Source organism: Cupriavidus sp. H19C3 (genome assembly GCF_049393815.1).
Taxonomy (GTDB): domain Bacteria; phylum Pseudomonadota; class Gammaproteobacteria; order Burkholderiales; family Burkholderiaceae; genus Cupriavidus.
In genome coordinates, this window is record NZ_CP184985.1 from 1,439,369 (window position 1) to 1,462,154 (window position 22,786).

Annotated in this window: 19 protein-coding genes; 13 read left to right on the plus strand and 6 right to left on the minus strand. The window is 70.0% G+C overall.

Translation table 11 applies throughout. The features are described from left to right. Positions 1-27 precede the first annotated feature (27 nt). From glpK to DFLDMN_RS06535, 4 genes are read left to right on the plus strand one after another with little or no spacing between them, the layout of a single operon-like run. Positions 28-1,578, plus strand: a complete 1,551-nt coding sequence (glpK, locus tag DFLDMN_RS06520) for a glycerol kinase GlpK (protein ID WP_423197653.1) — start codon at positions 28-30, stop codon at positions 1,576-1,578. Positions 1,579-1,598: 20 nt separating this feature from the next. Next, the gene (locus tag DFLDMN_RS06525) at positions 1,599-3,203 is read left to right on the plus strand and encodes a glycerol-3-phosphate dehydrogenase/oxidase (RefSeq protein ID WP_423197654.1); all 1,605 of its coding nucleotides are present in this window, start codon (positions 1,599-1,601) and stop codon (positions 3,201-3,203) included. A gap of 15 nt (positions 3,204-3,218) precedes the next feature. Continuing rightward, on the plus strand, positions 3,219-3,617 hold the full coding sequence (locus tag DFLDMN_RS06530) for an MliC family protein (RefSeq protein ID WP_423197655.1): 399 nt from the start codon (positions 3,219-3,221) through the stop codon (positions 3,615-3,617). A gap of 44 nt (positions 3,618-3,661) precedes the next feature. Next, positions 3,662-4,042 (plus strand): hypothetical protein, encoded by a 381-nt coding sequence (locus tag DFLDMN_RS06535; protein WP_423197656.1) that lies wholly within the window; start codon positions 3,662-3,664, stop codon positions 4,040-4,042. A gap of 136 nt (positions 4,043-4,178) precedes the next feature. On the opposite strand, the gene DFLDMN_RS06540 is transcribed toward DFLDMN_RS06535, so the two are convergent. The 4 genes from DFLDMN_RS06540 to DFLDMN_RS06555 form a co-directional block, all read right to left on the minus strand. Further along, a complete protein-coding gene (locus tag DFLDMN_RS06540) occupies positions 4,179-4,451 on the minus strand; it encodes a hypothetical protein (protein ID WP_423197657.1) in 273 nt (90 codons plus the stop codon). Positions 4,452-4,577: 126 nt separating this feature from the next. After that, positions 4,578-4,802, minus strand: a complete 225-nt coding sequence (locus DFLDMN_RS06545) for a hypothetical protein (RefSeq protein ID WP_423197658.1) — start codon at positions 4,800-4,802, stop codon at positions 4,578-4,580. A 96-nt stretch (positions 4,803-4,898) separates the two neighbouring features. Then, the gene (locus tag DFLDMN_RS06550) at positions 4,899-5,432 is read right to left on the minus strand and encodes a hypothetical protein (protein WP_423197659.1); all 534 of its coding nucleotides are present in this window, start codon (positions 5,430-5,432) and stop codon (positions 4,899-4,901) included. Positions 5,433-5,554: 122 nt separating this feature from the next. After that, the gene (locus tag DFLDMN_RS06555; protein WP_423197660.1) at positions 5,555-5,758 is read right to left on the minus strand and encodes a hypothetical protein; all 204 of its coding nucleotides are present in this window, start codon (positions 5,756-5,758) and stop codon (positions 5,555-5,557) included. A 167-nt stretch (positions 5,759-5,925) separates the two neighbouring features. Between DFLDMN_RS06555 and DFLDMN_RS06560 the strand changes: the two genes are divergently transcribed. The 3 genes from DFLDMN_RS06560 to DFLDMN_RS06570 are packed head-to-tail and all read left to right on the plus strand — an operon-like array spanning position 5,926 to position 8,384. Beyond that, positions 5,926-6,558, plus strand: a complete 633-nt coding sequence (locus DFLDMN_RS06560; protein ID WP_423197661.1) for a YfiR family protein — start codon at positions 5,926-5,928, stop codon at positions 6,556-6,558. Beyond that, a complete protein-coding gene (locus DFLDMN_RS06565; RefSeq protein ID WP_423197662.1) occupies positions 6,555-7,841 on the plus strand; it encodes a diguanylate cyclase domain-containing protein in 1,287 nt (428 codons plus the stop codon). Before DFLDMN_RS06560 ends, DFLDMN_RS06565 begins: the two co-directional genes overlap by 4 nt. A gap of 33 nt (positions 7,842-7,874) precedes the next feature. Beyond that, a complete protein-coding gene (locus tag DFLDMN_RS06570; protein WP_423197663.1) occupies positions 7,875-8,384 on the plus strand; it encodes an OmpA family protein in 510 nt (169 codons plus the stop codon). 9 nt (positions 8,385-8,393) lie between these two features. Here the strand turns inward: DFLDMN_RS06570 and DFLDMN_RS06575 are convergent, their stop codons facing one another. Together DFLDMN_RS06575 and DFLDMN_RS06580 are read right to left on the minus strand one after the other, a co-directional pair. Next, positions 8,394-8,669: a hypothetical protein gene (locus tag DFLDMN_RS06575; RefSeq protein WP_423197664.1), complete on the minus strand. Its 276-nt coding sequence runs from the start codon at positions 8,667-8,669 to the stop codon at positions 8,394-8,396. Positions 8,670-8,813: 144 nt separating this feature from the next. Next, on the minus strand, positions 8,814-9,662 hold the full coding sequence (locus DFLDMN_RS06580) for a D-amino acid aminotransferase (protein ID WP_423197666.1): 849 nt from the start codon (positions 9,660-9,662) through the stop codon (positions 8,814-8,816). A 314-nt stretch (positions 9,663-9,976) separates the two neighbouring features. Here DFLDMN_RS06580 and bcsB point away from each other — a divergent pair, with 314 nt between their 5' ends. The 6 genes from bcsB to bcsA all read left to right on the plus strand — a co-directional run bounded on the left by bcsB (position 9,977) and on the right by bcsA (position 22,769). Further along, positions 9,977-12,310 (plus strand): cellulose biosynthesis cyclic di-GMP-binding regulatory protein BcsB, encoded by a 2,334-nt coding sequence (gene bcsB, locus DFLDMN_RS06585; protein ID WP_423197667.1) that lies wholly within the window; start codon positions 9,977-9,979, stop codon positions 12,308-12,310. Position 12,311: 1 nt separating this feature from the next. Then, positions 12,312-13,544: a cellulose synthase complex periplasmic endoglucanase BcsZ gene (gene bcsZ, locus DFLDMN_RS06590; RefSeq protein ID WP_423197668.1), complete on the plus strand. Its 1,233-nt coding sequence runs from the start codon at positions 12,312-12,314 to the stop codon at positions 13,542-13,544. Next, complete coding sequence (locus DFLDMN_RS06595; RefSeq protein WP_423197669.1) at positions 13,526-17,320, plus strand: cellulose synthase subunit BcsC-related outer membrane protein; 3,795 nt, start codon at positions 13,526-13,528, stop codon at positions 17,318-17,320. Before bcsZ ends, DFLDMN_RS06595 begins: the two co-directional genes overlap by 19 nt. Positions 17,321-17,386: 66 nt before the next feature. Then, complete coding sequence (gene bcsE / locus DFLDMN_RS06600) at positions 17,387-19,192, plus strand: cellulose biosynthesis protein BcsE (RefSeq protein WP_423197670.1); 1,806 nt, start codon at positions 17,387-17,389, stop codon at positions 19,190-19,192. A gap of 2 nt (positions 19,193-19,194) precedes the next feature. Then, complete coding sequence (bcsQ, locus tag DFLDMN_RS06605; protein WP_423197671.1) at positions 19,195-20,169, plus strand: cellulose biosynthesis protein BcsQ; 975 nt, start codon at positions 19,195-19,197, stop codon at positions 20,167-20,169. Further along, positions 20,166-22,769, plus strand: coding sequence for a UDP-forming cellulose synthase catalytic subunit (gene bcsA, locus DFLDMN_RS06610; protein ID WP_423197672.1), 2,604 nt, complete (start codon positions 20,166-20,168; stop codon positions 22,767-22,769). The genes bcsQ and bcsA overlap by 4 nt, the downstream gene beginning before the upstream one ends. The last annotated feature ends 17 nt before the right edge of the window (positions 22,770-22,786 follow it).

Consider the following 22,786-nt stretch of genomic DNA (forward strand, 5'->3'; position numbering starts at 1 on the left):
TCAACTGGATACATACGGACGGAACGCATGACTTCTCCTTCTTCTTCGCCCCTCCGGCAGCAGTACATCCTCGCGCTGGATCAGGGCACCAGCAGTTCGCGTGCCATCCTGTTCGATCACGCGGGCAATGTGGTACGGATCGCCCAGCGCGAATTCCGGCAATATTATCCGCATCCCGGACACGTCGAGCACGATCCGTACGAGATCTGGCAATCGCAGCTCGCGGTCGCGCACGAGGTGCTCCAGGGCGCCAACGTCGACAGCACGCAGATCCGCGCGATCGGCATTACCAACCAGCGCGAGACCACGGTGCTATGGGACCGCAAGACCGGCGAGCCGGTGGGCCGCGCCCTGGTCTGGCAGGACCGCCGCACCGCGCCGATGTGCGAGGCGCTGCAGGAGGCCGGCCATGGTCCGCTGTTCCAGCAGAAAACCGGTCTGATCATCGACGCCTACTTCTCCGGCACCAAGCTGCGCTGGATGCTCGACCACTACGACGGCGCGCGCGAGCGTGCAGAGCGCGGCGAACTGGCCTTCGGCACGGTCGACAGCTGGCTGATCTGGCAACTGACCGACGGTGCGCGCCACGTTACCGATGTCTCGAATGCCGCGCGCACGTTGATGTTCAATATCCATGACTTCCGCTGGGACGATGCGCTGCTGGACGTGCTCGACATCCCGCGCAGCCTGCTGCCCGAGGTGGCGCCGTCCAGCGGCGAGGTCGCGCGCACGGCGGCGCGCGTGTTCGGCACCGAGATTCCGATCGCGGGCATCGCCGGCGACCAGCAGGCCGCCACGTTCGGTCAGGTGTGCCTGGCGCCGGGCATGGCCAAGAATACCTACGGCACGGGCTGCTTCATCCTGATGAATGCCGGCGACCAGCCGGTGGCGTCGCAGAACCGGCTGCTCACCACCATCGGCTGGCAGATCGGGCAGGACACGCAATACTGCCTGGAAGGCGGCGTGTTCATGGGCGGCGCGACCATCCAGTGGCTGCGCGACGGCCTTGGCATCATCCAGAGCGCGCCGGAGGTGGAGCCGCTCGCGCGCCAGTGCGACGACACCGAGGGCGTGGTGCTGGTGCCGGCCTTCGCCGGCCTCGGCGCGCCGCACTGGGATCCGTTTGCGCGCGGCACGCTGGTCGGCATCACACGCGGCACGGGCCGTCCTCATATCGCGCGCGCGGCGCTCGAATCGATCGCCTTCCAGAGCGTCGACGTGTTGCAGGCAATGACCCGCGATGCGGGACTGCCGCTGGCCGAGCTGCGTGTGGACGGCGGCGCCTCGCGCAGCGATCTGCTGATGCAGATGCAGGCCGACCTGCTCGGCACCGCCGTGGTACGGCCGCGCGTGACGGAAACCACCGCGCTCGGGGCCGCCTACCTGGCCGGCCTGGCCACCGGGTACTGGCGCGACACCGAGGAAATTCGCCAGCAATGGCAAGTGGAACAACGCTTCGAGCCGCGCCTGTCGGCCGACGAGCGCGCGCAACGCCTGCGCCGCTGGCATCGCGCGGTCGCCCGCGCACGCGACTGGGCCCGCGAGGACGACGCGGATGCCGTCGTCCGGCCCTCCTGAATACCGCTCACTCCAACGACATGCTGAAACCGTTCCCCTCCGTCCAGCCGCCTTCGCGCGCCGACCTGCTTGCCACCCTCGCCAGCGAGCCGCGCTGGGATGTCATCGTTATCGGCGGCGGCGCGACCGGCCTCGGCACCGCGGTCGATGCCGCCTCGCGCGGCTATCGCACCCTGCTGCTGGAAGCGGCCGACTTTGCCAAGGGCACTTCGAGCAAGGCCACCAAGCTCGTCCATGGCGGCGTGCGCTATCTCGCGCAGGGCAATATCGGCCTGGTGCGCGAGGCGCTGCACGAGCGCGGCCTGCTGGCGCGCAACGCCCCGCACCTGGTCTGGCCGCTCGGCTTTGTGGTGCCGGCCTACCAGATGTTCGACCAGCCGTTCTACGGTATCGGCCTCAAGGTGTACGACCTGCTCGCCGGCGGGCTCAACCTCGCCGGCAGCCGCTGGCTCAACCATGCCGAAACGCTGGCCGCGGTGCCGACGCTTGCCGAGCACGTGGGCGGCCGGCCGCTGCGGGGCGGCAATCTCTATTTCGACGGCCAGTTCGACGATGCGCGGCTGGCCATCGCGCTGATGCGGACCCTGTTCGACGTGGGCGGCACCGCGCTCAACTACGTGCGCGTGACGGGCCTGCAGCAGCGCAACGGCGTGATCACCGGCGTGACCGCGCAGGATGCGCTGGGCGACGCCACCTTCGAGCTGCGCGCCGACTGCGTGATCAACGCCACCGGCGTATGGGTCGATGCGATCCGCCAGATGGAGGACGGCCAGGCGCGCACCATGGTGGCGCCCAGCCAGGGCGTGCACCTGACGCTGCCGCGCAGTTTCCTGCCCGGCGAGCGCGCCATCCTGATTCCCAAGACCGACGACGGCCGCGTGCTGTTCGTCGTGCCCTGGAACGGCCATACCATCGTGGGCACCACCGACACGCCGCGCCAGGACCTGCCGCTGGAACCGCGTGCGGCCGACGACGATGTCGATTTCATCCTCGAGACCGCGGCGCGCTATCTTGCGCGCGATCCCACGCGTGCCGACGTGACCAGCGTCTGGGCCGGCCTGCGCCCGCTGGTCAAGGCGACCGGCGAGGCTTCCACCGCGTCGCTCTCGCGCGAGCATACGATCCTGGTGTCGAAGGCGGGCCTGATCACCGTTACCGGCGGCAAGTGGACCACCTATCGCAAGATGGCCGAGGACGTGATCGGCACGGCGATCCAGCGCCAGTTGCTCAAGTCGGCGCCCGGCGTGACGGCGGACCTGCCACTGCACGGCGCGCTGGGCCTGCCCGACGATCTGCCCGCACCGGGCACCGCTTCGCCGGACCGTTACTATGGTTCCGACCTGCCGGCGTTGCGCGCGCTGCCGGGCGGCGACGACATGCTGGTGCCGACCGCCGGCCTGAGCGCGGCCCACGTGCGCTTTGCCGCGCGTCACGAGCTTGCGCGCCGCGTCGAGGATGTGCTGGCGCGGCGCAATCGCGCACTGTTCCTCGACGCGCAGGCCGCGCGTGCGGCGGCGCCACGGGTGGCCGAGATCCTTGCCGACGAGCTGGGCCACGATGCGGAGTGGCAGGCGCGCGAAGTCGAGGCCTTTGGTACCCTTGCCAAGGGCTATATGCTCGCCTGACCATCAGGAGCCGCCATGAAAGCCCTGGTCCGCATGCCACCGCGTACGCCACGAGTGGTCATACTGCTTGCCGCGGCGCTGCTGGCCACGGCCGCGCTGGGCCAGCCCCATCTCGGCGCGGTCCGCTTTGCGCAGAACGTTGCCGTGCAATACCGCTGCGACGAAGGCAAGACGCTCGGCGTGCGCTATCTCAACGGCCCGGACAATCACGTGGCACTGATGACGCTCGACGGCAAGCCGACGTTGTTCGTCAATGTCATGAGCGGCTCGGGCGCGCGCTATGTCGCGGGACGCTACGAGTGGTGGACCAAGGGAGACGACGGCAACCTGCGCGACCTGATGGCGGCCGGGGGCGCGCCACCGTTGTTCGCCAACTGCGCGGCCGTACGCAAACGGGATGCGCGCGCGCGGTGAGCGCTTTGGGCGATAATGCCGGCTATCGCATCAGGGAGAACACCATGGACGAGATTGACGATCTGTCCGATCTGCCGATGCCCCGGTTTATCTGGGGCTTCGCCGTCGCCACGGGCAAGGGTGGCGAAGTCGTGCACGACGAATTCGAATATCTGACGCATACCCGCAGCCCGCGTTTTACGTGTCGCGTGGTCGAGCTGGAGGACATGCCCGCCGACAGCGAGGAAAGCGGCATCGACGGCCGCGTGGTCCACTACGACGAGCCCGACCGGCTGTTCTATATCACCGATGCCGGCATGGCACTGGTGAACTTCCAGCTGTTCGACAAGCTGCCGGACAAGAACAAGCTCAAGAAAGTCTGCGACGAGGCCATCGCCAACTGGATGCTGCGTCGCGAGTTCCTCGACGAGGAAGATGAGGACTGAGTGAGGGCTGAGTGAGGGCTGAATGAGGAACGAGTGAGGACCGGGCGATGACCACGCGAGGGCTGAGGATCGCGCGGCTGGCCGACGCACGCTGATCGGGCGCCGGCCCGGCCTGCTACGGCACCAGGCGGAGAGGTCAGCCCAGACCCTTCGCTACCACTTCGGCCATCAGGCCATTGATTCCGCCCGCATGATCCTTGGCCAGTTCCTGCAGGCGCGCCACCAGCTTGCTGTCGAGCTTGCAGGCAAACGGCACCAGGCCGGCCTGCTGGTCGAGCTTGCGCTGCTCGCGCCGGTCGAGCCGGGCGCCCGCGGCACCGGCCGCGCCGCCACCCCGCACGGCCGCCGCGTGCTTCATATCGTTGGCGATCTTGAGGCCTTTGTTCTTTTCGAGGTCCGTCTTCTTCACGGGTGGATTCCCAGCGTATGGTTCTTGAAGAACGCTATTCTACGCATCCTGGCCTACGCACCCTAATTCTACGCACCCTGATTGACGCGCCAGGCATCGCGGCGGCGTATCTGCGGTGCGGCAGCTTCAACCCTGACGCACTTCGATCAGCCCCGCCGCCACACGCTCGATCTCGCAATAGACCGGCATGGCCTCGAGCGGGCCGGTGCAGCCGACTCCGGACGCCTGGCTCGCATCCGCACCCGGGGGCAGGAACACGAACGCCATGCCCGGCTGCCAGCCGGGATGTTTTCTCAGGCTGTCGTTGAGGATGTCGAGATACTGCGCCCGCGAGAAGACCTGTTTTGCCATGTCATGCCTCCATTACCTGACCCCTGCGCTGTGCCGTGCGTTGCGGCATGCCATCGGATGGCTGCGGGAAATCCTAGCATGGCGGCACGACACGAGTCAGCGATGGCCGTGATGCGAGCCGCCGCCATGGCCACCGTGACCGCCATGGCCGCCGTGGCCGCCGTGACCGCCGCGGCCTCCGTGGCCGCCATGCCCGCCATGGCCGCCGCGCCCACCATGACCACCATGCCAGCCGTGCCCGCCGTGGCCCGGACGGCCGCCGCCATGCCAATGCCCCTCGGAGCGATGGGGGCGCCCGCCATGGCGGTTCCAGTACCCGGGTCGCATGACCCAGCCGTTACCGCCATGGACCCAATGCGGCGACTGGTAGGCGTAGCCGGGACGCGCATGCGCCCAGCGGCCCTTGTGCCAGTGGTGGCGATGATAGTGGTCGTCCCATCCCCAGTAGCCGGGCTGCCAGATATAGCCGGGTCGCGGCCCGGGAACGACCTCGTAGATTGGCGCGGGAGGCGGGGTGTTGATGCCGATAGCGACCGACACCTGCGCCACGGCCCGAGGCGCCATGGCCAGGCCGGAGGCCAGCAGCACGGCGGCGACGGCCATCATCATGAGGGGGCGACGAACAGGCATATGAACCCTTCCTTGGTTGTCTTCTTCCGGAGTCATTGCAAGGCAGTCTAGCGCCCACCGCTGTGATCCGGTGTAAGAAAGGGTATCGGTTCGTTACGGGAGAAACCGCGCCGCCCCCACGCTCAGTGGTCGGCGGCCATCGCGCGCAGTTCGGCGTCGCCGGCCACCCGCGCGGCATCGGCGGTAGTGAAGGTATCGTCGGACACGATGGTGCGGCGGATCTGCTGCGCGCCGAAGTCCACCAGGGAAATGATCCAGACATAACGCCCGGCCTGCGGCGCGGTCTGCACGATGGCCTTCAACTGTGGCCTGGATTCGCTGGTCATGGTTCGCCTCCGTCTGCAAGGGTGTCAGAAAACTCTAGCACACGCGTTTAAACCGATGCCGGTATAGGGATTTCGGGCTACAGTTGCGGCCGGTTGATGCCGAAACACTTATCAGGCGCATTGCGCCGAGCCGACATCAAACGTACGCGAAGCCGCCCTTCCCATCCATGGCCGCCCCCTCGAACCGCCTTGCCGACCTGGCACTGGCGTCTGCGCTGGTTACCGTGCTGATGGCGATGCCGTCGCCGGCCGTGCAGGCCCAAACCCAGGTCCCCGCCCAGACCGCGGCGCCCGCCAGCGCGCCCGCGGCGCCGGCTGCGTCCACTGCCCCGCCCGCCACCGCACCGGTGCCGCGCGCGGATGCGGTCGCACGCGTGGTCCTGAGCCTGCTCAGCTATGCGCGCTGGCCCGTCGAGCGCGATACGGTCCGGCTGTGCGTGGACACCGGCACGCGCTACGGTGGCAAGCTGATGGAAGGCGGCACGCTGTCGTCGGGTCGCTTTGTGGAAACCCGGCGGGTCGACCTGATGAACGACGCGGTAACACCGGTCTGCGACGCTCTCTATCTGGGCATGGTGACCGACGCGCGCCGCAACAGGCTGGCCTCGGACCTTTCCGGCAAGCCGGTGCTCGTGATCGCGGAGGAAGACTTCGAGTGCGAGACGGGCAGCATGTTCTGCCTCAATATTCGCGACAACGCCGTATCGTTCCGCGTCAATCTGGACTCGATCGCGCGCAGCGGCATCCATGTCCACCCTGGCGTGCTGCAGCTCGGCCGACGCAAGGCGCCCGCATCGTGAACCCGCCGCGTCCGCCCTCCCAATCTTCCCCATCCTCGCCACCACCGGCGCGCCCGACGCTGTACGGCACGCTGCGCCGCATCCACCTGAGCGTGGCGCTTATCGCCGTGTGCACGGCGGGGATTTCGCTGACCGCGCTCGGTCTGACCGCGCTGCGCGTCTATGCCGATCACAATCTGCGGCTGGTGGCACGTTCCATCGCGTACACGCTGGAAGCCCCCGTGGTGTTCCGCGATGCCGCCGCCGCCGCCGAAACGCTTTCGGTCATCGCCGCGAGCGAGGACGTGGCGGTGGCCACCGTGTTCGATCGCGACCAGCAACCGCTGGCCGCGTGGCAGCGGCCGACCACCGCGCGCTTTCCCGCGCTGCATCGCGTGGCGAGCGAGCTGCTGACGTCGGGGCCGGTCATGCAGCCCATCTATCACGAATCCCAGAAGGTCGGCAGCGTGCAGGTGGCCGGCGACCCGATCGCGCTGCTCCACTTTCTGGCCCAGGGCACGCTCGGGCTGCTCGCCTGCCTGCTGCTCACGGCGGTGGGCGCGCACTATATGTCGAGCCGCATGCTGGTCCATATCATCGACCCCGTGCGCAACCTGATGCGGGTCGCGCATGCGGTGCGTTCCGAACGTGCGTTCGGCCAGCGCATGCCGCCGGCGCGCATTGCCGAACTGAACGCGCTTGGCGAAGATTTCAACGGCCTGCTCGATGAACTCGAGGCCTGGCAGAATCAGCTGCAGCACGAGAACCGTTCGCTGGCCCACCGTGCGACGCACGACGGTCTGACAGGATTGCTGAACCGCGCCGCCTTCGAGGAAGCGCTCGAACACGCCATGCGCACTGCCTCGGCCCGCAATCAGCATATTGCCGTGCTTTATCTGGACAGCGACGATTTCAAGGGCATCAACGACCGGTACGGGCACGCGGCCGGTGACGCCGTGCTGATCGGCATTGCGCAGCGCATCCGCGGCTGCCTGCGCGAGAACGACGCGGTGGCGCGCCTGGGCGGCGACGAGTTCGCGGTACTGGCGAGCGGCCTGCGCGACCCCGACGACGCGGTCCAGATCGCCGAGCACATCCTGCATGCCATGGAAGCGCCGATCCGCCTGCCGGGCGGGACCGACATCACCGCGCCGATGAGTATCGGGCTGGCCATCTATCCGCTGCACGCACGTACCGCCAAGGGGCTGCTACATGCCGCCGATGTGGCGATGTACGGGGCCAAGCGCCACTCTGGCGCGACCTGGCGCAGCGCCGAACCGGCACCACCGGACGCCACCGTCTGAACCAACAAGAAGAAACGCAAGGAGTCATTGCACATGGAGTACCGCCCCACGCGCCGCGCCTGGCTAGTCATGGCTTTGCTGACCGGCACTCTCGCGCTGGCGGGATGCGAGACCCCGCCGCCCGCCCCCGCCGCCAAGCTCTCACCCGCACAGGTCGGCGTGCTCAAGAGCGAAGGCTTTGCTTTGACCGAGAATGGCTGGGAACTGGGCCTGCCCGAGAAGGTGCTGTTCGGGTTCGACGAGGATACGATCGCGCCCGAGCGTCAGGCCCCGGTACAGCGGGTGGGGCGCGCGTTGTCCGACGCCGGCATCGACACCGTTCGCGTGGACGGGCATACCGACGACGTCGGCACCGCCGAATACAACCAGCGCCTGTCGGTGCGGCGCGCCGAAGCGGTGGCGCGCGTGCTCGCCACCTCGGGCCTGGCGCGCGACCACATCGAGGTGCGTGGCTGGGGCAAGACGCGTCCGGTGGCCGACAATGCCACCGCCGCCGGACGCGCGCAGAACCGGCGCGTGGCCATCGTCGTCACGGTGGAGTAGTCGCCGCGCTCAGTCGCCGAACGGGTTCGGCGTGCGCGCTTCCGGCTCGTCGACGAGGTCGAACTCCTCGCGTACGTCGTCGACCACCGCGCGGATACTGCGCTCGAATCCGCGCGCGTTGCCAAAATGGCCCATGTCCCAGTTCCGTCCGCGGGCGTCGCGCGCGTGCGGCACCGGATCCGGCACGCGGATGCGCGCGCCGTCGTCGGCAATTTCGTCGATCTGATGGATACGCCGGCTGACTTCTTCCTTCAGGACACGGCGGCTACGTCCGCGCTTGGCCATGTCTGGCCTCCTTCAGTGGTTCGTCCGCGGGCATCGTAGCACGCGCCCGGCCGGCCAGCTGGCAGGCCTCCGGGCCGGCCCTCATGCCCCCTTGTGCCCCCTTGCGCCCCCTTGTGCCACCGGCGGCGGCGCCTGCGGCGCTCGTTACAACGCCGCCTTGGCGGCCTGGTAGCCCGCGTACAGGCGGGCAAACACCGGACCCGGCTTGCCGTCGCCGACAGTGCGGCCGTCGATGGTGACCACGGGCAACAGTTCCTTGGTGGCGGACGAGATCAGGACTTCGTCGGCACCGAAGACCTCTTCGCGCGACAGCCGGCGCGCTTCCAGGGGGATCTCCATGGCCGCGCACAGTTCCTCCATCAGGCCGTAACGAATGCCCTCCAGGATCAGGTTGTCCTTGGGCGGCGCGGCGACGCGCCCGTTCCTGACCACCCAGACATTGGACGAGGACGCCTCGGTCAGATAGCCGTCGCGGAACTGGATGGCCTCGGTCACGCCGTGTTCGGCCGCGTACTGGGCCGCCAGCACATTGCCCAGCAACGATACCGACTTGATCTGGCAGTTGAGCCAGCGGCGGTCTTCCATGGTCACGCATGCCACGCCCTGCTCGCGCGCCTGCGCGGGCGGCAGTACCAGCGGATTGGTCATGATCAGGACGGTCGGCTGCACGTCCTTGGGAAACGCATGGGCGCGTCTGGCCACGCCACGCGTGACCTGCATGTAGACCATCTGGTCGGCCAGGCCGTTGGCCCGCACCACGCGGTCGATCTGGGCCAGCCATTCCGATTCGGTATAGGGGTTCGGGATGCCGATGGCCGCCAGGCTGCGCGCCAGCCGCGCCAGGTGCTGGGCGCCGCGGAACGGTTTGCCGTTGTAGAGCGGAATCACCTCGTAGATGCCGTCGCCAAAAATGAACCCCCGGTCCAGAACGGGAATGCGGGCTTCGGACAACGGGAGCAGTTCCCCGTTCAGCAGGACGACGGCTTCGGACATGGCGGGAGGTTTCCTCGGAAGAATGGAAGGCGAAGGGTGGAAGGCGATGGCTGGCATTCTTTCACACGGCGGCTCGCCGCTTCATGCAAATTCGGCATGTCTTACACGCCGGAAACAGACCCTGCAGTGGATGCAACTGAAAGTTTTTTGAACCATCACGCGTATGAATTGAATCTTTATTAATTCACCGCGTCCTGCCCGCAAACCCTTGCTGCAGGCCGAAAGTCGCGTGCTATATTCGCCACGCACTGACCTTCCGAAGAGCGCGGTTCGGACCGCGCAACACTCACAGGTGCCCCGATATGACGGAATGCATGTCACGCCTGCTACGTAGCTGCATGCCGATGGCTGTCGCGATGACGATGGCGTGGTGCGCGGGACTGGCTTCGGGCCCGGCCGCGGCCCAATCTCTCCCGGCCCGCGCGCAGATCCCTTCCGCCGCCGCCCCCTCCTCCCCTGCCGCCTCCGCTTCCGACCCTGCGCCCGCTCCTGCCGCCGCCCTCGCGCCGCCGCCTGGGCGCACCCAGTCCCTGACCTTCGCCCAGATGGGCGCCAACGAGACCATCCCCCTGCGTGGCGTGGACCCGGACCGCACCGTCAACGTCGGCGTGCGGCTCGACGAAGTGGTCACGGCGGCCCGGCTCAAACTCGTGTTCACGTATTCGCCGTCGCTGATCTACCCGCTGTCGCACCTGAAGATCCGGCTCAACGACGAGGTGGTGGCCACGCTGCCGCTGGACAAGGAACACGCTGGCCAGCAGGTCTCGCGGGAAATCGAGCTTGACCCGCGCTTCTTCACGGACTTCAACCGCATCAACGTGCAGATGATCGCGCACTACACGCTCGATCATTGCGAGGACCCGTACCACTCCAGCCTCTGGACCGACATCAGCCCCACCAGTACGCTGACGCTGACCAAGGCCAGCGTCACGCTGCCCGACAACCTGGCCCTGCTGCCGGCACCGTTCTTCGACCGCCGCGACAACCGCCGCGTGACCATACCCTTCGTGCTGCCCGCCAACGCCGATCCGGCCACGCTGCGCGCCGCCGGCGTGGTGGCGTCGTGGCTCGGCGCGCTGGCCAGCTACCGCGAGCTGCGCTTCCCGGTCACGCGCACGGCGCCCGCCGACACGCACGCCATCGCGCTGGTCTTGCCGAATGCCGGTCCCGACGGCATCCGCCTGGACAAGATCGACGGCCCGACCGTGAGGGTCATGCCAAATCCGGCCAATCCGGCGCGCAAGCTGCTGGTGCTGGCCGGCCGCACGCCGCAGGAGCTGGAGGTGGCCGCCAACGCGGTGGTGCTCGGCAAGGCCGGCATGGCGGGCGCCAGCACGCTGGTCAGGTCGGTGGACCTGGGCCAGCCGCGCCGGCCCTACGATGCGCCCGCGTGGGCGCCCGTGGATCGCCCGGTCATGTTCAAGGAACTGGTCACCGATCCGCAGCAGTTGCAGGTCTCGGGCGCCAGCCCCGACGCCATCCGCGTGAACCTGAAAGTCCCGGCCGACCTGTTCGGCTGGAACGACCGCGCGGTGCCGATGAACCTCAAGTACCGCTACACGGCACCGTCGACATACAACGACTCGGTGCTCAGCATCGACGTGAACGACCAGCTCGTGCGCTCGTACCGGCTCAAGCCGCTGACGCTGCCGAACGACGAGAACCTGGTCAGCGTACCGCTGCTGTCGGGCGGCAGCGCCAGCGTCAGCAACGACATCCTGATCCCGGCCTTCCGCGTGGGCAGCAACAACCAGATGCAGTTCCGCTTCCACATCGATTCGCAGAAGACCGCGCTGTGCGCGTCGACCGCCGCCAACGTGGCACGCGCCGCCGTCGACCCGGACTCGTCGATCGACTTCAGCGGATTCCTGCACTACGCGGCGCTGCCGAACCTGGCCTTCTTTGCCAACAGCGGCTACCCGTTCACCCGGATGGCGGACCTCGCCGACACGGCGATCGTGATGCCCGACGCGCCGACCACGATCGACCAGGAGGCGCTGCTTACCGTGCTGGGCCACATGGGCAAGTGGACCGGGCTGCCGTCGCTGCGCGTGACCGTGGTACCGTCCCGCGCCATCGAGTCGGTCAGGCACCGCGACCTCGTCATGATCGGCACCGGCAGCGCCGCGCAGGTGCTGCAGGGGTGGGGCAAGTCGCTGCCGCTGCTGGTGGAGCGCGGCAAGACCGAGATCGCGCTGCGCGACCAGCGCGCGCATGCGTGGTCGAGCTGGCTCGGCGGCGCCGACCACGAGAACATCTCGCCGGCCGGCCGGGCGATCCTGTCGGCCGACGGGCCGCTGGCCGCACTGATCGGCTTCGAGTCGCCGTTGGCCGAGCGGCGCAGCGTGGTGGCGCTGACCGCGTCCAGCGACGAGCACGTGCGCGATGTGCTCGACGTACTGGAAGACCCGGGCAAGGTGGCGCAGATCCGTGGCGACCTGACCGTGATCCGCCAGCGCGACCTCGAGGGCCTGCGGCTGGGAGAAACCTACTACGTCGGCAACCTGCCCTGGTATGCGCGGCTCTGGATGATGATGTCGGCGCATCCGGCGCTGCTGGCGCTGGCCGGGATCGTGGCAGGGCTGCTGGTGGCGCTGACGCTGTTCTGGGCGCTGGGCCGGCTGGCGGCGCGCCGCAACGGAGGGTGACATGCGGCGGGCACGGGCCTGGCTCAAGCGCGTGTCGACCGGCTGTGCCGTGGCGTGCACGCTCGCCGGCGCCACGCTGCCCGTGCTGCCCGCTCCGGCCCTCGCCGCCAGCGCGGCCGGCCCTGCCGATCCCGCCGCCTCCGCCGCGACCTGCCCGTGGCCCGACTGGGACGCCTTCCGCCGCGGCACGATCAGCCAGGATGGCCGCGTGATCGACAACAGCAGCGATCAGCACGTGACCGTCTCCGAAGGCCAGTCGTACGCGCTGTTCTTCGCGCTCGCGGCCAACGACCGCGCCACCTTCGAGCGGCTGCTGGCCTGGACCGAGAACAACCTGGCCCAGGGCGATCTGACCGCCCGCCTGCCGGCCTGGATCTGGGGCAAGCGCAGCGAGGGCGAGCAGGCCGGCACGTGGGGCGTCATCGACAGCAACCCGGCCGCCGATGCCGACCTGTGGATCGCCTATGCGCTGCTCGAAGCGGGCCGACTCTGGCAGGTGCGGCGCTACACGGCGCTCGGCACGGTGCTGGCACGCCGCGCGCTGCGCGAGGAGTCGGCCGTGCTGCCCGGGCTGGGCCGCACGCTGCTGCCGGGGCCGGCCGGCTTCCATCCCACCCCGGACACGTGGCGCCTGAATCCGAGCTACGTGCCGCTGCCCGTGATGCGGCGTCTGGCCGCCGTGCTGGGCGGCGAGGATGCCGGCTGGAAGGGATTGGTCGATACCTCGGCGCGGCTCATCGTCGATACCGCGCCGAAGGGCTTCTCGCCCGACTGGGTGGTGTACCAGACCGGGCGCGGCTTCCAGCCCGACACGCAGACGCAGGCCACGGGCGCGTACAACGCCATCCGCGTCTACCTGTGGGCCGGCCTGACCGCCCCGCGCGACCCGCTGCGCACCGCCGTACTGCAGCGCTTCCGTCCGATGGCGGACTTTGTGGTGGCGCATGGCCATCCGCCCGAGCGCGTCGACACGCAGGCCGGCACGTTCGGCGCGAACGCCGGCAACGCCGGCTTCTCGGCGGCCGTCGCACCGTATCTGGCGGCCCTGGGACTGGACGACGCGGCACGCGCGCAAGCGCAACGCACCCGCACGATGGCCGCGCAGGCGCCGCTCGGCTACTACAGCCAGGTGCTGGCGCTGTTCGGCCTCGGCCACCTGGACGGACATTTCCGCTTCGAGGCGGACGGCACGCTGGTGCCGGCCTGGACATCCACATGCCCCGCAGCGCGCTAGCCTCCACGCTGGCCGTGTTGCTGGCCACTTCCGCCATGCCCGCCCTTGCCGCAGATCCTGCCCCCGCCGCGCGCGCCGCGCCGTCGCCCCAGATGGCGCAGCTGCTGGCCGCCGCGCGGATGTGGGAGGCCCGCAACCGCGCCGACATGGCGCGCGGCATCCTCGACAAGGCGCTGCTGATCAATCCCAACGAGCCCGAGGCACTGAAGCTGCTCGGGCTGATCGAGATCCGCTCGAACCGCCCCGCCGAGGCCGACCGGCTGCTCAAGACGCTGCAGGCGGTGGCGCCGGGCAGCGCCGCCGCGCAGGAGCTCGATGACGCCTACCGCATCGCCACGCGCGACAAGCGCGAGATGGCCAATATCCGGCTGCTGTCGCGCAGCGGCCAGGACGACGAGGCAGTGCGGCGGCTGCAGAAGCTGTTCCCGCGCGGGGCACCGGGCGGCAGTCTCACGCGCGACTACTATCGCATCCTCGCGGGCACGCCCGAGGGCCGCACGCTTGCCGTCGCCGCACTGCGCCAGCGCATGCGCGCGAACCCCTCCGACATGCAGGTGACGCTGGCGCTCGCCGACCTGCTGACCGACCGCGCCGAGACCAGGCAGGAGGGTTTCGCGCTGCTCTACGCCGTCACGCAGCAACCGGAAGGCGACCGCGCCACCGCCCTCGACATCTGGCGGCGCACGCTGTACCGCGTCAACGACGACCCGGCCTACTACGTGTGGTTCGAGCGCTACGTGAAAGCCGTGCCCGACGACCAGGGCGCGCGGGACGCGCTGGCCGAACTGGGCAAGCGCGTGACGGCGCAGAAGCAGCGCGAGGCCGATCCGGCCTGGCAGGCGCGGCAGCGCGGGCTGGCACAACTGGAGCGCGGCCAGCTCAAGGACGCCGACATCGCGTTGCAGCGGGCGTACCGCAAGCGGCGCGACGATGCCGAGGTCGTCGGTGGGCTTGGACTGGTGCGGCTGCGCGAGGGCCGCCACGATGAAGCCCGCGAGCTGTTCACGCGCGCCAATCAGCTCGACCCCAGCGGCAAGTGGCGCGGCCTGATCGGCACGGCCACGTTCTGGGGCACAGTGGCCAAGGCACGCGAGGCCGGTCGCCAGGGCAAGCCCGCCGAGGCCGAGCGCCTGGCGCGCCAGGCGCTGGCCCTGCAGCCGGACAACGCCGATGCGCAGGGCATCCTGGCCGACGCGCTGGTCGCGCAGGACAAGAACCGCGAAGCCGAAGCGCTGCTGCGCCAGATGCTGGCCGGCCCCCGACCCGACGTCGGCGCAGTGCGCACGCTGGCCGGCATCCTGCAGAAGGAAGGCCGCGATGCCGAGGTGGAGCCGCTGATCGCCAGTCAGACGTCGCGCCTGCAGGGATCCGCCACCGAGCTGCGGGCGATGCGGGCCGACCTGCTGGCGGTGCGCGCCGAGCAGGCGCTGGCCCGGCAGCAGCGCAGCCCCGCGATCCGCGATCTGGAAGACGCGATCCGCCTGCGGCCCGACAATCCGTGGACGCGCTTCACGCTGGCCCGCATCTATCGCGACCTGGGCCTGCCCGCGGCGGGCCGCAGCGTGATGGACGATGGCATGCGCGCGGCGCCGGGCAACGACATGCGCTACGCCAGCGCGTTGTACCTCAACAGCATCGACGACCTCGACGGCGCCGCCGCGATGCTGGCCGGCGTACCACCGGCCGAGCGCTCGGACAGCATGCGCGGACTGGCGCACAACGTCGCCGCGCGGCAACTGCTGCGCGAGGCGCGCCAGCGCGTGGCCGAGGGCCGCGACGAGGACGCCCGTCGCCGGCTCGACCAGGCGGCCGTGGAGGCCGCCGACGATCCGCACATGCTGGCCTCGCTCGGCCGCGAATGGATCGCGCTGGGCGAGACCGACAAGGGCCTGCGGCTGGTCGACGACTGGCTTGCCGCGCACGCCGACGCGCCGCACGTCGACATCCGGCTGCGCTATGGCGAACTGCTGGCCGCCGCCGACCGCGACGAGGCGCTGCGCCAGTGGCTTGCCGCAACCGACGCCCTGCCCGGCGCCACCGCGAAGGAACGCGCCGACCTCGCGGACCAGTCGTTGCGGCTGGCGCTGCGCGAGACCGACCGCCAGATCGCCGCCGGCGACCTGCGACGCGCGCGGCGGGTGCTCGACGCGGTGCCGGCCGCACAGCAGACCGACCGGCGCTGGCTGCTGGAACTGGCCGACCTGCGCGAGGCTGGCGGCGACTACCGGGGCGCGGCCGACGCGGCTCGCCAGGTCCTGGCCGCCCAGCCCCAAGACGCTGGCGCGCAGTTGACGCTCGCGCGCCAGTACGAGCGGATGGGCCAGACCGGGCAGGCGCTGGACATGGTCCGCACGGTACTGGCCGAGACGCCCGAGAACGATATCGACACGCGCCTGTCGGTGGCGCGCCGCCTCACCGCGCTGGGGCGCGAGGACGAGGCCGCCGAGGTGGTCGACACGCTGGACGCGCGCTTTCCGCACCGCGCCGACATCACCGTCCAGCGCGGCCGCATCGCGCAGTCGCGCGGCGACTTCGACGCGGCCGCCGGTCTCTACCGCGCCGCACTGCCGCTGGAGCAAAGCGAGAGCGTGCTGCCCGGCGCCGACGGCACGCCGGCCCGGCGCGCGCTGGCCGGGCTCGACGCGCGGCGCCAGGGCGAGGTGGTCACGGCGGTCATGCAGTCGAACAAGTCCGGCGACGATGGCATTTCGCGGTTGCACGCCACGGAAATCCCGCTGTATGTGCGCGTGCCGCACGGCTACACGGGCCACATGTTCTTCCACGCCGATACGGTGCTGCTCGATGCCGGCACGCTGCGCGGCACCGCCCCGCTGCGCAACCTCGAATTCGGCAAGATTCCGGCGCTCGGCAATGCGGGGCTCGGCAACATCGGCCAGACCGACAAGGGCGTGGCGCTGGCAGCCGGCTACGCGTACGACGGTGCCCACAACAGCTGGCGCGCCGATATCGGCACCACGCCGCTGGGCTTCCTGCAAACCACGGTGGTGGGGGGGCTGCGCTACCGCGCCGATCTTGGCGTGCAGTCGGTCAGCGTCGACGTGTCGCGCCGCGCGCAGACCAGCTCGCTGATCTCGTACGCAGGCGCGCGCGACCCGGTGACCGGCGAGCACTGGGGTGGCATCGTCCGCAACGGCGCGCACCTGCGCTACGCACGCGACGTGGGCCGGCTGGGGCTGTTCGCCGACCTCGGCGCCGGGGTCTACACGGGCGACAACGTCAAGACCAACCGCGAGGTGACGCTGCGGACCGGCTTCGACGTGCCCGTCTACGCCAGACGCGACCATCGCGTGACCAGCGGCCTCGTGTTCAACTGGTGGCATTACTCGGAAAACCAGCGCTTCTACACCTTCGGGCACGGCGGCTACTACAGCCCGCAGCGCTATCTGTCGGTCGCCATTCCACTGGACTGGAGCGGTCGCCATGCCCGCTGGTCGTGGCGGCTGCTTGGCTCGGCCGGGTGGTCGTGGACCTACGAGGACGCGGCGCCATTCTTCCCGACGCGGCCGGACCTGCAGGCGGCCAGCGGCAACGCCACCTATGGCGGCGGGTCGGGCGGCGGCTTCAGCTATACGGTGGGCGCGACGGTCGAATACACGCTCGCACCGCGCTGGGTGGTGGGCGCCGGGTTCTCGATCGACCGTTCGCGCGACTACGCGCCCAACCGCGCCATGGCCTGGCTGCGCTATCTGTTCGACAAGCGCGAGTTGCCGGTGCCGTTCCCGCCCACGCCCGTACGGCCCTACTCGGCCTATTGAGCGGCCCCTGAAAGGAACCCCCGTACGCCTCCAACAGGACCACCATAGACCGATATAGCCCCTCCGATGAACGACGCCGCCCACGCCTCCGCTCCCCGCACCGCCCCGTTGCTGGCGCCACTGCTGGCCCCGCTGCTGGCGCCACTGCAGGCCCGCGCCACGCTGGCAATCGAGGGCCTGGCCGCGGCACTGGCCACGCTGGCGCCGGACCGCGCGCACGTGGTCTACGCGCAGCCGTCGCCGGCTCGTGACGCGCTGTTCTGGCAAACCGCCGCCAGCGCGCTGCGCGGTCCGGCCTGCGTGCTGTCGACGCGCGAGGCCGACGACATCGCCGCCGCGCTGCGCGAGCACGGCCTCGACATCGAGGTCAACCGCGCGCTCCATGCACGCGCCAACCTGTGCGCGCTGCGGCCGCAGCCGGGGCGCAGCGGCATCGACACGCTGATGGAAGCGCTCGGGGCCCTGGTCGACCAGTGCGGCGCGCGCGGCACCACGTTCCTGCTCGAAGGCGCGGAGGCGTTCTTCAGCTGGCACGACGCCGCCGCGCTGGCCGCCGAGGGCTTGCGGCTCAGCGAGTGGTGCGCGCGCGAGCGCTGCGCGCTGCTGCTGGCGATGGCGCCGCCCGCGCCGGCCGGCGGCCAGGCGGGACCCGACCTGCACGGCTTCCACGGCCGCTTCGCGGGCGCCGTGCAGCTCTCGCAGCAGCACGGCCAGTACACGTGGGAGGTGGCGTTCTGGCGCGACAACCAGGCCGTGGTGGCAGGCGAGATCGTGCCGCTGCGTTTCGCGCCCGGCGAGCACCGGCTGATGGTGGCGGTCGACACGTACGACGACACGATCGAAGCAGCCGGCATGCTGGCGCCGGACGAGCAGCGCGTGATCGCCAGCCGCGACGCGGTGCTGCGCGAGCGCTTCATCCCCGAATCCTGGCGCGTGGCGGACAGCAACGAGGCGGCCGTCGCCTCGGCCAGCAAGGCAGTGGCGGCAACCGTGATCCTGCACTATGCCGGCACGCGCGACCTCGAGACGTTGGCCGCGCAGGTGCACCGGCTGCGGCGCGGCGCCGGCCGTGCGCTGAAGATCGTGATCCGCGAGGATCGCGAGGCCATGCGCCAGCACTATGAACTGCTGATGCTGAACCTGGGCGCCAACGCCGTGATCGCGCAGCGCACGCCCTTCGCACGGATGCAGGCGATGATCGACGGGCTGCAGGGACAGGTGTTCTCGCGGCCGATCCTGGCCGACTACCGCAGCGCGTTGTCGGCGGTGCTGACCACCACGGCAAGCGGCTACGTGGCAGCGCCCACGTTCGTGGCGCTGGTACGCGACGCCGTGGAGCGCAGCCGCATGATCCGCCTGCCCCACGTGCTGCTGCAATTGCCGATGCTGCCCGAGGTCGCCCACGTCGACGCGCTGCGCGCGTGCCGCATGAGCCGGGCCGGCGATCTCTGCACGGCCGGCAGCGACAGCCTCTATGCGTTCTTCTTCGCCTGCCGGCTCGACGACGTCGATGCCGTCTGCCAGCGTGTGTTCCAGCGGCCGATGCCCGACCTCTTCCAGGGCGACCTGCGCAGCGGCGACATCGAATCGATCACGGCCGAACTGGACCGTCTGGAAGCGGAGATCGCTGCGTATCCGCCGCCCGACTACGGCAACTGGCTGCCTGTGCAACCGGCTGCCTCCGCCGCCGCCGCCGACGGCGCCGCTTCCGGCGGCCCGGCGCCCGCAGCGCAAGCCGAATTCGCGCCGGAACCCGAGGCCGAACCCGCGCCGGCGCCGGCATCGCTGCCCCTGGTGCCGCCACGCCGCCCCGGCGCCGCGCCGCGTGCGATACCCGCGCCGCATCCGGTGCCCCTCAAACCTCAGGACTGACCATGGCGATCTTTCTCGGCTATTTCATCTGGGGGGCTGATCCTGGCCGTGCCGCTGGCCTGGCTGGCGTGGCGCTTCGACCTGCTGCGCTGGCTGCCGCGCTGGAGCGCGCCGCGCCCGCGCCGCGCCGTACGGCTGCCGCCGCAACTCGACGCGCTGGTAATACGCGGCAAGCGCCAGGGCGGCACGGGGAGCCGGCGATGAGCGCGGCCACGGCAGCGGCGACCATCGCCGTGGTCTCGACCACCGGCGGCGCGGGGCGCAGCACGCTGACCGCCGAGCTCGCGTCGCTGCTGGCCTGGCGCAAGCACGACGTGCTGGCCGTGGAATGCGACCCGCGCAACGTGCTCGGCTTTCACTTTGGACTGCGCGACATCCCGTCCGACGGTCTCGGCAGCTCGCTGCACGACGGCGCGGCCAAGGCATGGGCCGGCACCGGCTTGCGCAGTGACGACGGCGTGCTGTTCGTGCCGTGGGGCGACCGCGCCGAGTCCGGCGCCATCGAACGGCTGCCGGCGAACTGGCTGGCGCGGCGGCTCGACCAGGTGGACCTGCGGGATGGCGGCGCGGTGCTGCTCGACACGGCGCCATGGCCATCGGGCTACGCCAGCCAGGCCATCGACGCCGCCGACCTGGTACTGGTGCTGGTGCCGGCGCAACCCGAGACCTGCCTGACGCTGAAGCGGCTGGTGGACGACCTTGCCGCGCGCGGCAAGACGGTGCGCTACGTGGCCACGCGCCTGCACCCGGCCAGACCGCTGCACGTCGACATCGTGGCGATGCTGCAGGCGATGCTGGGCACGGCCATGCTGCCGTATCACGTGCACGAGGACAGCAGCGTGCCCGAAGCGCTGGCGCGCAGCGAATCGTTCAGCCGCAGCACGCCGCACTCGCAGACCGCGCATGACCTGAATGGGCTCGCGTCGTGGCTATCGGCATGGATCGAGACGCGCGCCGGGGGCGGAGGCACACCATGACGACCGGCACGGGACGCCTGCGGCGGTGGCTGGCTTCGGCGCGCGAACGCCTGGCGCGCGAATTGGGCGTAGGGGTGGGCCCCGGGGTGGGCACGCGCGGCGGCGCCGTGCCCCGTGCCGGGCACTGGCTGCTGCGCCTCTTCTTCCGACCACCGCGCCCCGGCCAGCCCGACATCCCGGCCGAATGGGCCGCGCTGATCTACCGTCGCGCGGTGGCACGGCTCGGCCTCGGCAAGCGGCGAACGCCAGCCGCCTGGCTGTGGCGGCTGTTCATCCGCCCGCCCCGGCCGCGCGTGCGGCTGGCCGCCGATCCGCGCAAACAGCGCGGGGGCGCCGAGCCCGAGCGCAAGCGCTGGCTGCGCCGCTGGCTCGATCGCGGGCTGGAGCCGGTCTGGCACGCATCGTCGCGGCTGCGACACAAGCTCCTGCAACGGCTACCTCGTCCCGACTGGAACCGCGTGGCCGACGCCACCGAGGCTATGTCCGCGCGCGTGGGTCGCATCCCGTTCGTGCTGCCGGCGTCGCTGGTGCTGGCCGCCGTTGCCGCGCTGGCGGTCAGCACCACGCCGCTGCCGCTGACAGGCCAGCTGCTGCTGTTCGCGGTGGTGTGGATCGTGCTGAGCGTGGTGCGCCGCGTCCCGGGCCGACTGGCGACGATCACGATGATCGCTATCTCGACGCTGATGGCGGGCCGCTATATCTGGTGGCGGTCCACGCAGACGCTGCAGTTCGCCACCGCGATCGAGGCTGCCGTCGGCTACGTGCTCTACGCGGCCGAGGTCTACACCTGGCTGGTGCTGGCGCTGGGCTACGTGCAGACCGCGTGGCCGCTGCACCGGCGGCCCAAGCCGCTGCCGGCGGACCCCGCGCACTGGCCGACCGTCGACGTCTTCATCCCGACGTACAACGAATCGCTGATCGTGATCCAGCCAACCGTATTCGCCGCGCGCAGCATGGACTGGCCGGCCGACAAGCTGCGCGTCTACATTCTCGACGACGGCCGGCGCGCGCACATCCAGGCGTTCGCCGAGTCGGCCGGCGTGGGCTACCTGACCCGCACCGACAACCGCCACGCCAAGGCCGGCAACATCAACGCCGCGCTGCCGAAGACCGACGGCGAATACATCGCCATCTTCGATTGCGACCACATCCCCACGCGCTCTTTCCTGCAGATGACGATGGGCGAGTTCCTGGCCGACTCCAACTGCGCGCTGGTACAGACCCCGCACCACTTCTTCTCGCCCGATCCGTTCGAGCGCAACTTCGACACGTTCCGCCGCGTGCCCAACGAGGGCAGCCTGTTCTACGGGCTGATCCAGGACGGCAACGACTTCTGGAACGCCACGTTCTTCTGCGGATCGTGCGCGGTCATCAAGCGCGGCCCGCTGCTCGAAATCGGTGGCATCGCCGTGGAGACCGTCACGGAAGACGCCCACACCGCGCTGAAGCTGCACCGCCGGGGCTACAACAGCGCCTACCTGCGCACGGTACAGGCGGCCGGGCTGGCGACCGAAAGCCTGTCCGGCCATATCGGCCAGCGCATCCGCTGGGCGCGCGGCATGGCGCAGATTTTCCGGCTCGACAATCCGATGCTGGGGCGGGGCCTCAAGCTGTTCCAGCGCCTGTGCTACAGCAATGCGATGCTGCACTTCTTCTACGGCATCCCGCGCCTGATCTTCCTGACCATGCCGATCGCCTACCTGTACTTCGGGTTGCACGTGATCAATACGTCGGCGCTGCTGATCACGGCGTACGTGGTGCCGTACCTGCTGATCGCCAACATCACCAACTCGCGGCTGCAGGGCCGGTTCCGCCATTCGTTCTGGGCCGAGGTCTACGAATCGGTGCTGGCGTGGTACATCGTGCTGCCGACCACGGTCGCGTTCATCAACCCGCGCGCGGGCAAGTTCAACGTGACGGCCAAGGGCGGGCAGATCGCCGAGGATTACCTGGACTGGACCATTTCCAAGCCGTACCTGGTGCTGCTGGGGCTGAACGTGATCGGACTCGGGGCCGGCATCGCCCGGCTGCTGTTCTGGGGGGCCGAGGAGCCGGCCACCGTGCTGATGAACATGGCCTGGGCACTGTTCAACCTGATCATGCTGGGCGCGGCCGTGGGCGTGGCGCGCGAGGCGCGGCAGGTGCGCGTGTCGCACCGCATCCCGATGCGCGTGCCGGCCACGCTGCTGCTGCCCGACGGACGCACGCTGGCCTGCAAGACCGAGAACTACTCGATGGGCGGCCTCGGCGTGGTGCTGCCGATCGACGTGCCGCTGCAGGAAGGCGCGCGGGTGGGCGTGTGCCTGTCGCGCGGGGCGCGCACCTGTCACTTCCCGGCGGTGGTCACGCGCAACGTGAACCGGCACCTCGGCGTACGCATGGAGGACCTGACGATGGAACGCGAGACGCAACTGATCCAGTGCACGTTCGGACGCGCCGACGCCTGGATCGACTGGCTCGACGACGAGCGCGTGGACGCGCCGCTGCGCAGCCTCAAGGAAGTCATGGAGATGGGCTACCAGGGCCTGCTGCGGCTCTACGATGCCCTGGTCGACGCGGTGGACCTGGTGCTCGCGCGGCGCCGGTCGCGTGCGCCCTGACCGCCAGCCGGACGAGA

Bases quoted from the DNA above. Each gene is read 5' to 3' on its own strand.
- DFLDMN_RS06555 (WP_423197660.1), bottom strand. From the start codon at position 5,758: ATGACCAGCGAATCCAGGCCACAGTTGAAGGCCATCGTGCAGACCGCG.
- DFLDMN_RS06545 (WP_423197658.1), bottom strand. From the start codon at position 4,802: ATGGCAAAACAGGTCTTCTCGCGGGCGCAGTATCTCGACATCCTCAAC.
- bcsB (WP_423197667.1), top strand. From the start codon at position 9,977: ATGTCACGCCTGCTACGTAGCTGCATGCCGATGGCTGTCGCGATGACG.
- DFLDMN_RS06575 (WP_423197664.1), bottom strand. From the start codon at position 8,669: ATGGCCAAGCGCGGACGTAGCCGCCGTGTCCTGAAGGAAGAAGTCAGC.
- DFLDMN_RS06535 (WP_423197656.1), top strand. From the start codon at position 3,662: ATGGACGAGATTGACGATCTGTCCGATCTGCCGATGCCCCGGTTTATC.
- bcsZ (WP_423197668.1), top strand. From the start codon at position 12,312: ATGCGGCGGGCACGGGCCTGGCTCAAGCGCGTGTCGACCGGCTGTGCC.
- bcsA (WP_423197672.1), top strand. From the start codon at position 20,166: ATGACGACCGGCACGGGACGCCTGCGGCGGTGGCTGGCTTCGGCGCGC.
- DFLDMN_RS06560 (WP_423197661.1), top strand. From the start codon at position 5,926: ATGGCCGCCCCCTCGAACCGCCTTGCCGACCTGGCACTGGCGTCTGCG.
- DFLDMN_RS06550 (WP_423197659.1), bottom strand. From the start codon at position 5,432: ATGCCTGTTCGTCGCCCCCTCATGATGATGGCCGTCGCCGCCGTGCTG.
- DFLDMN_RS06570 (WP_423197663.1), top strand. From the start codon at position 7,875: ATGGAGTACCGCCCCACGCGCCGCGCCTGGCTAGTCATGGCTTTGCTG.
- bcsE (WP_423197670.1), top strand. From the start codon at position 17,387: ATGAACGACGCCGCCCACGCCTCCGCTCCCCGCACCGCCCCGTTGCTG.
- DFLDMN_RS06530 (WP_423197655.1), top strand. From the start codon at position 3,219: ATGAAAGCCCTGGTCCGCATGCCACCGCGTACGCCACGAGTGGTCATA.
- bcsQ (WP_423197671.1), top strand. From the start codon at position 19,195: ATGGCGATCTTTCTCGGCTATTTCATCTGGGGGGCTGATCCTGGCCGT.
- glpK (WP_423197653.1), top strand. From the start codon at position 28: ATGACTTCTCCTTCTTCTTCGCCCCTCCGGCAGCAGTACATCCTCGCG.
- DFLDMN_RS06580 (WP_423197666.1), bottom strand. From the start codon at position 9,662: ATGTCCGAAGCCGTCGTCCTGCTGAACGGGGAACTGCTCCCGTTGTCC.
- DFLDMN_RS06595 (WP_423197669.1), top strand. From the start codon at position 13,526: ATGCCCCGCAGCGCGCTAGCCTCCACGCTGGCCGTGTTGCTGGCCACT.
- DFLDMN_RS06525 (WP_423197654.1), top strand. From the start codon at position 1,599: ATGCTGAAACCGTTCCCCTCCGTCCAGCCGCCTTCGCGCGCCGACCTG.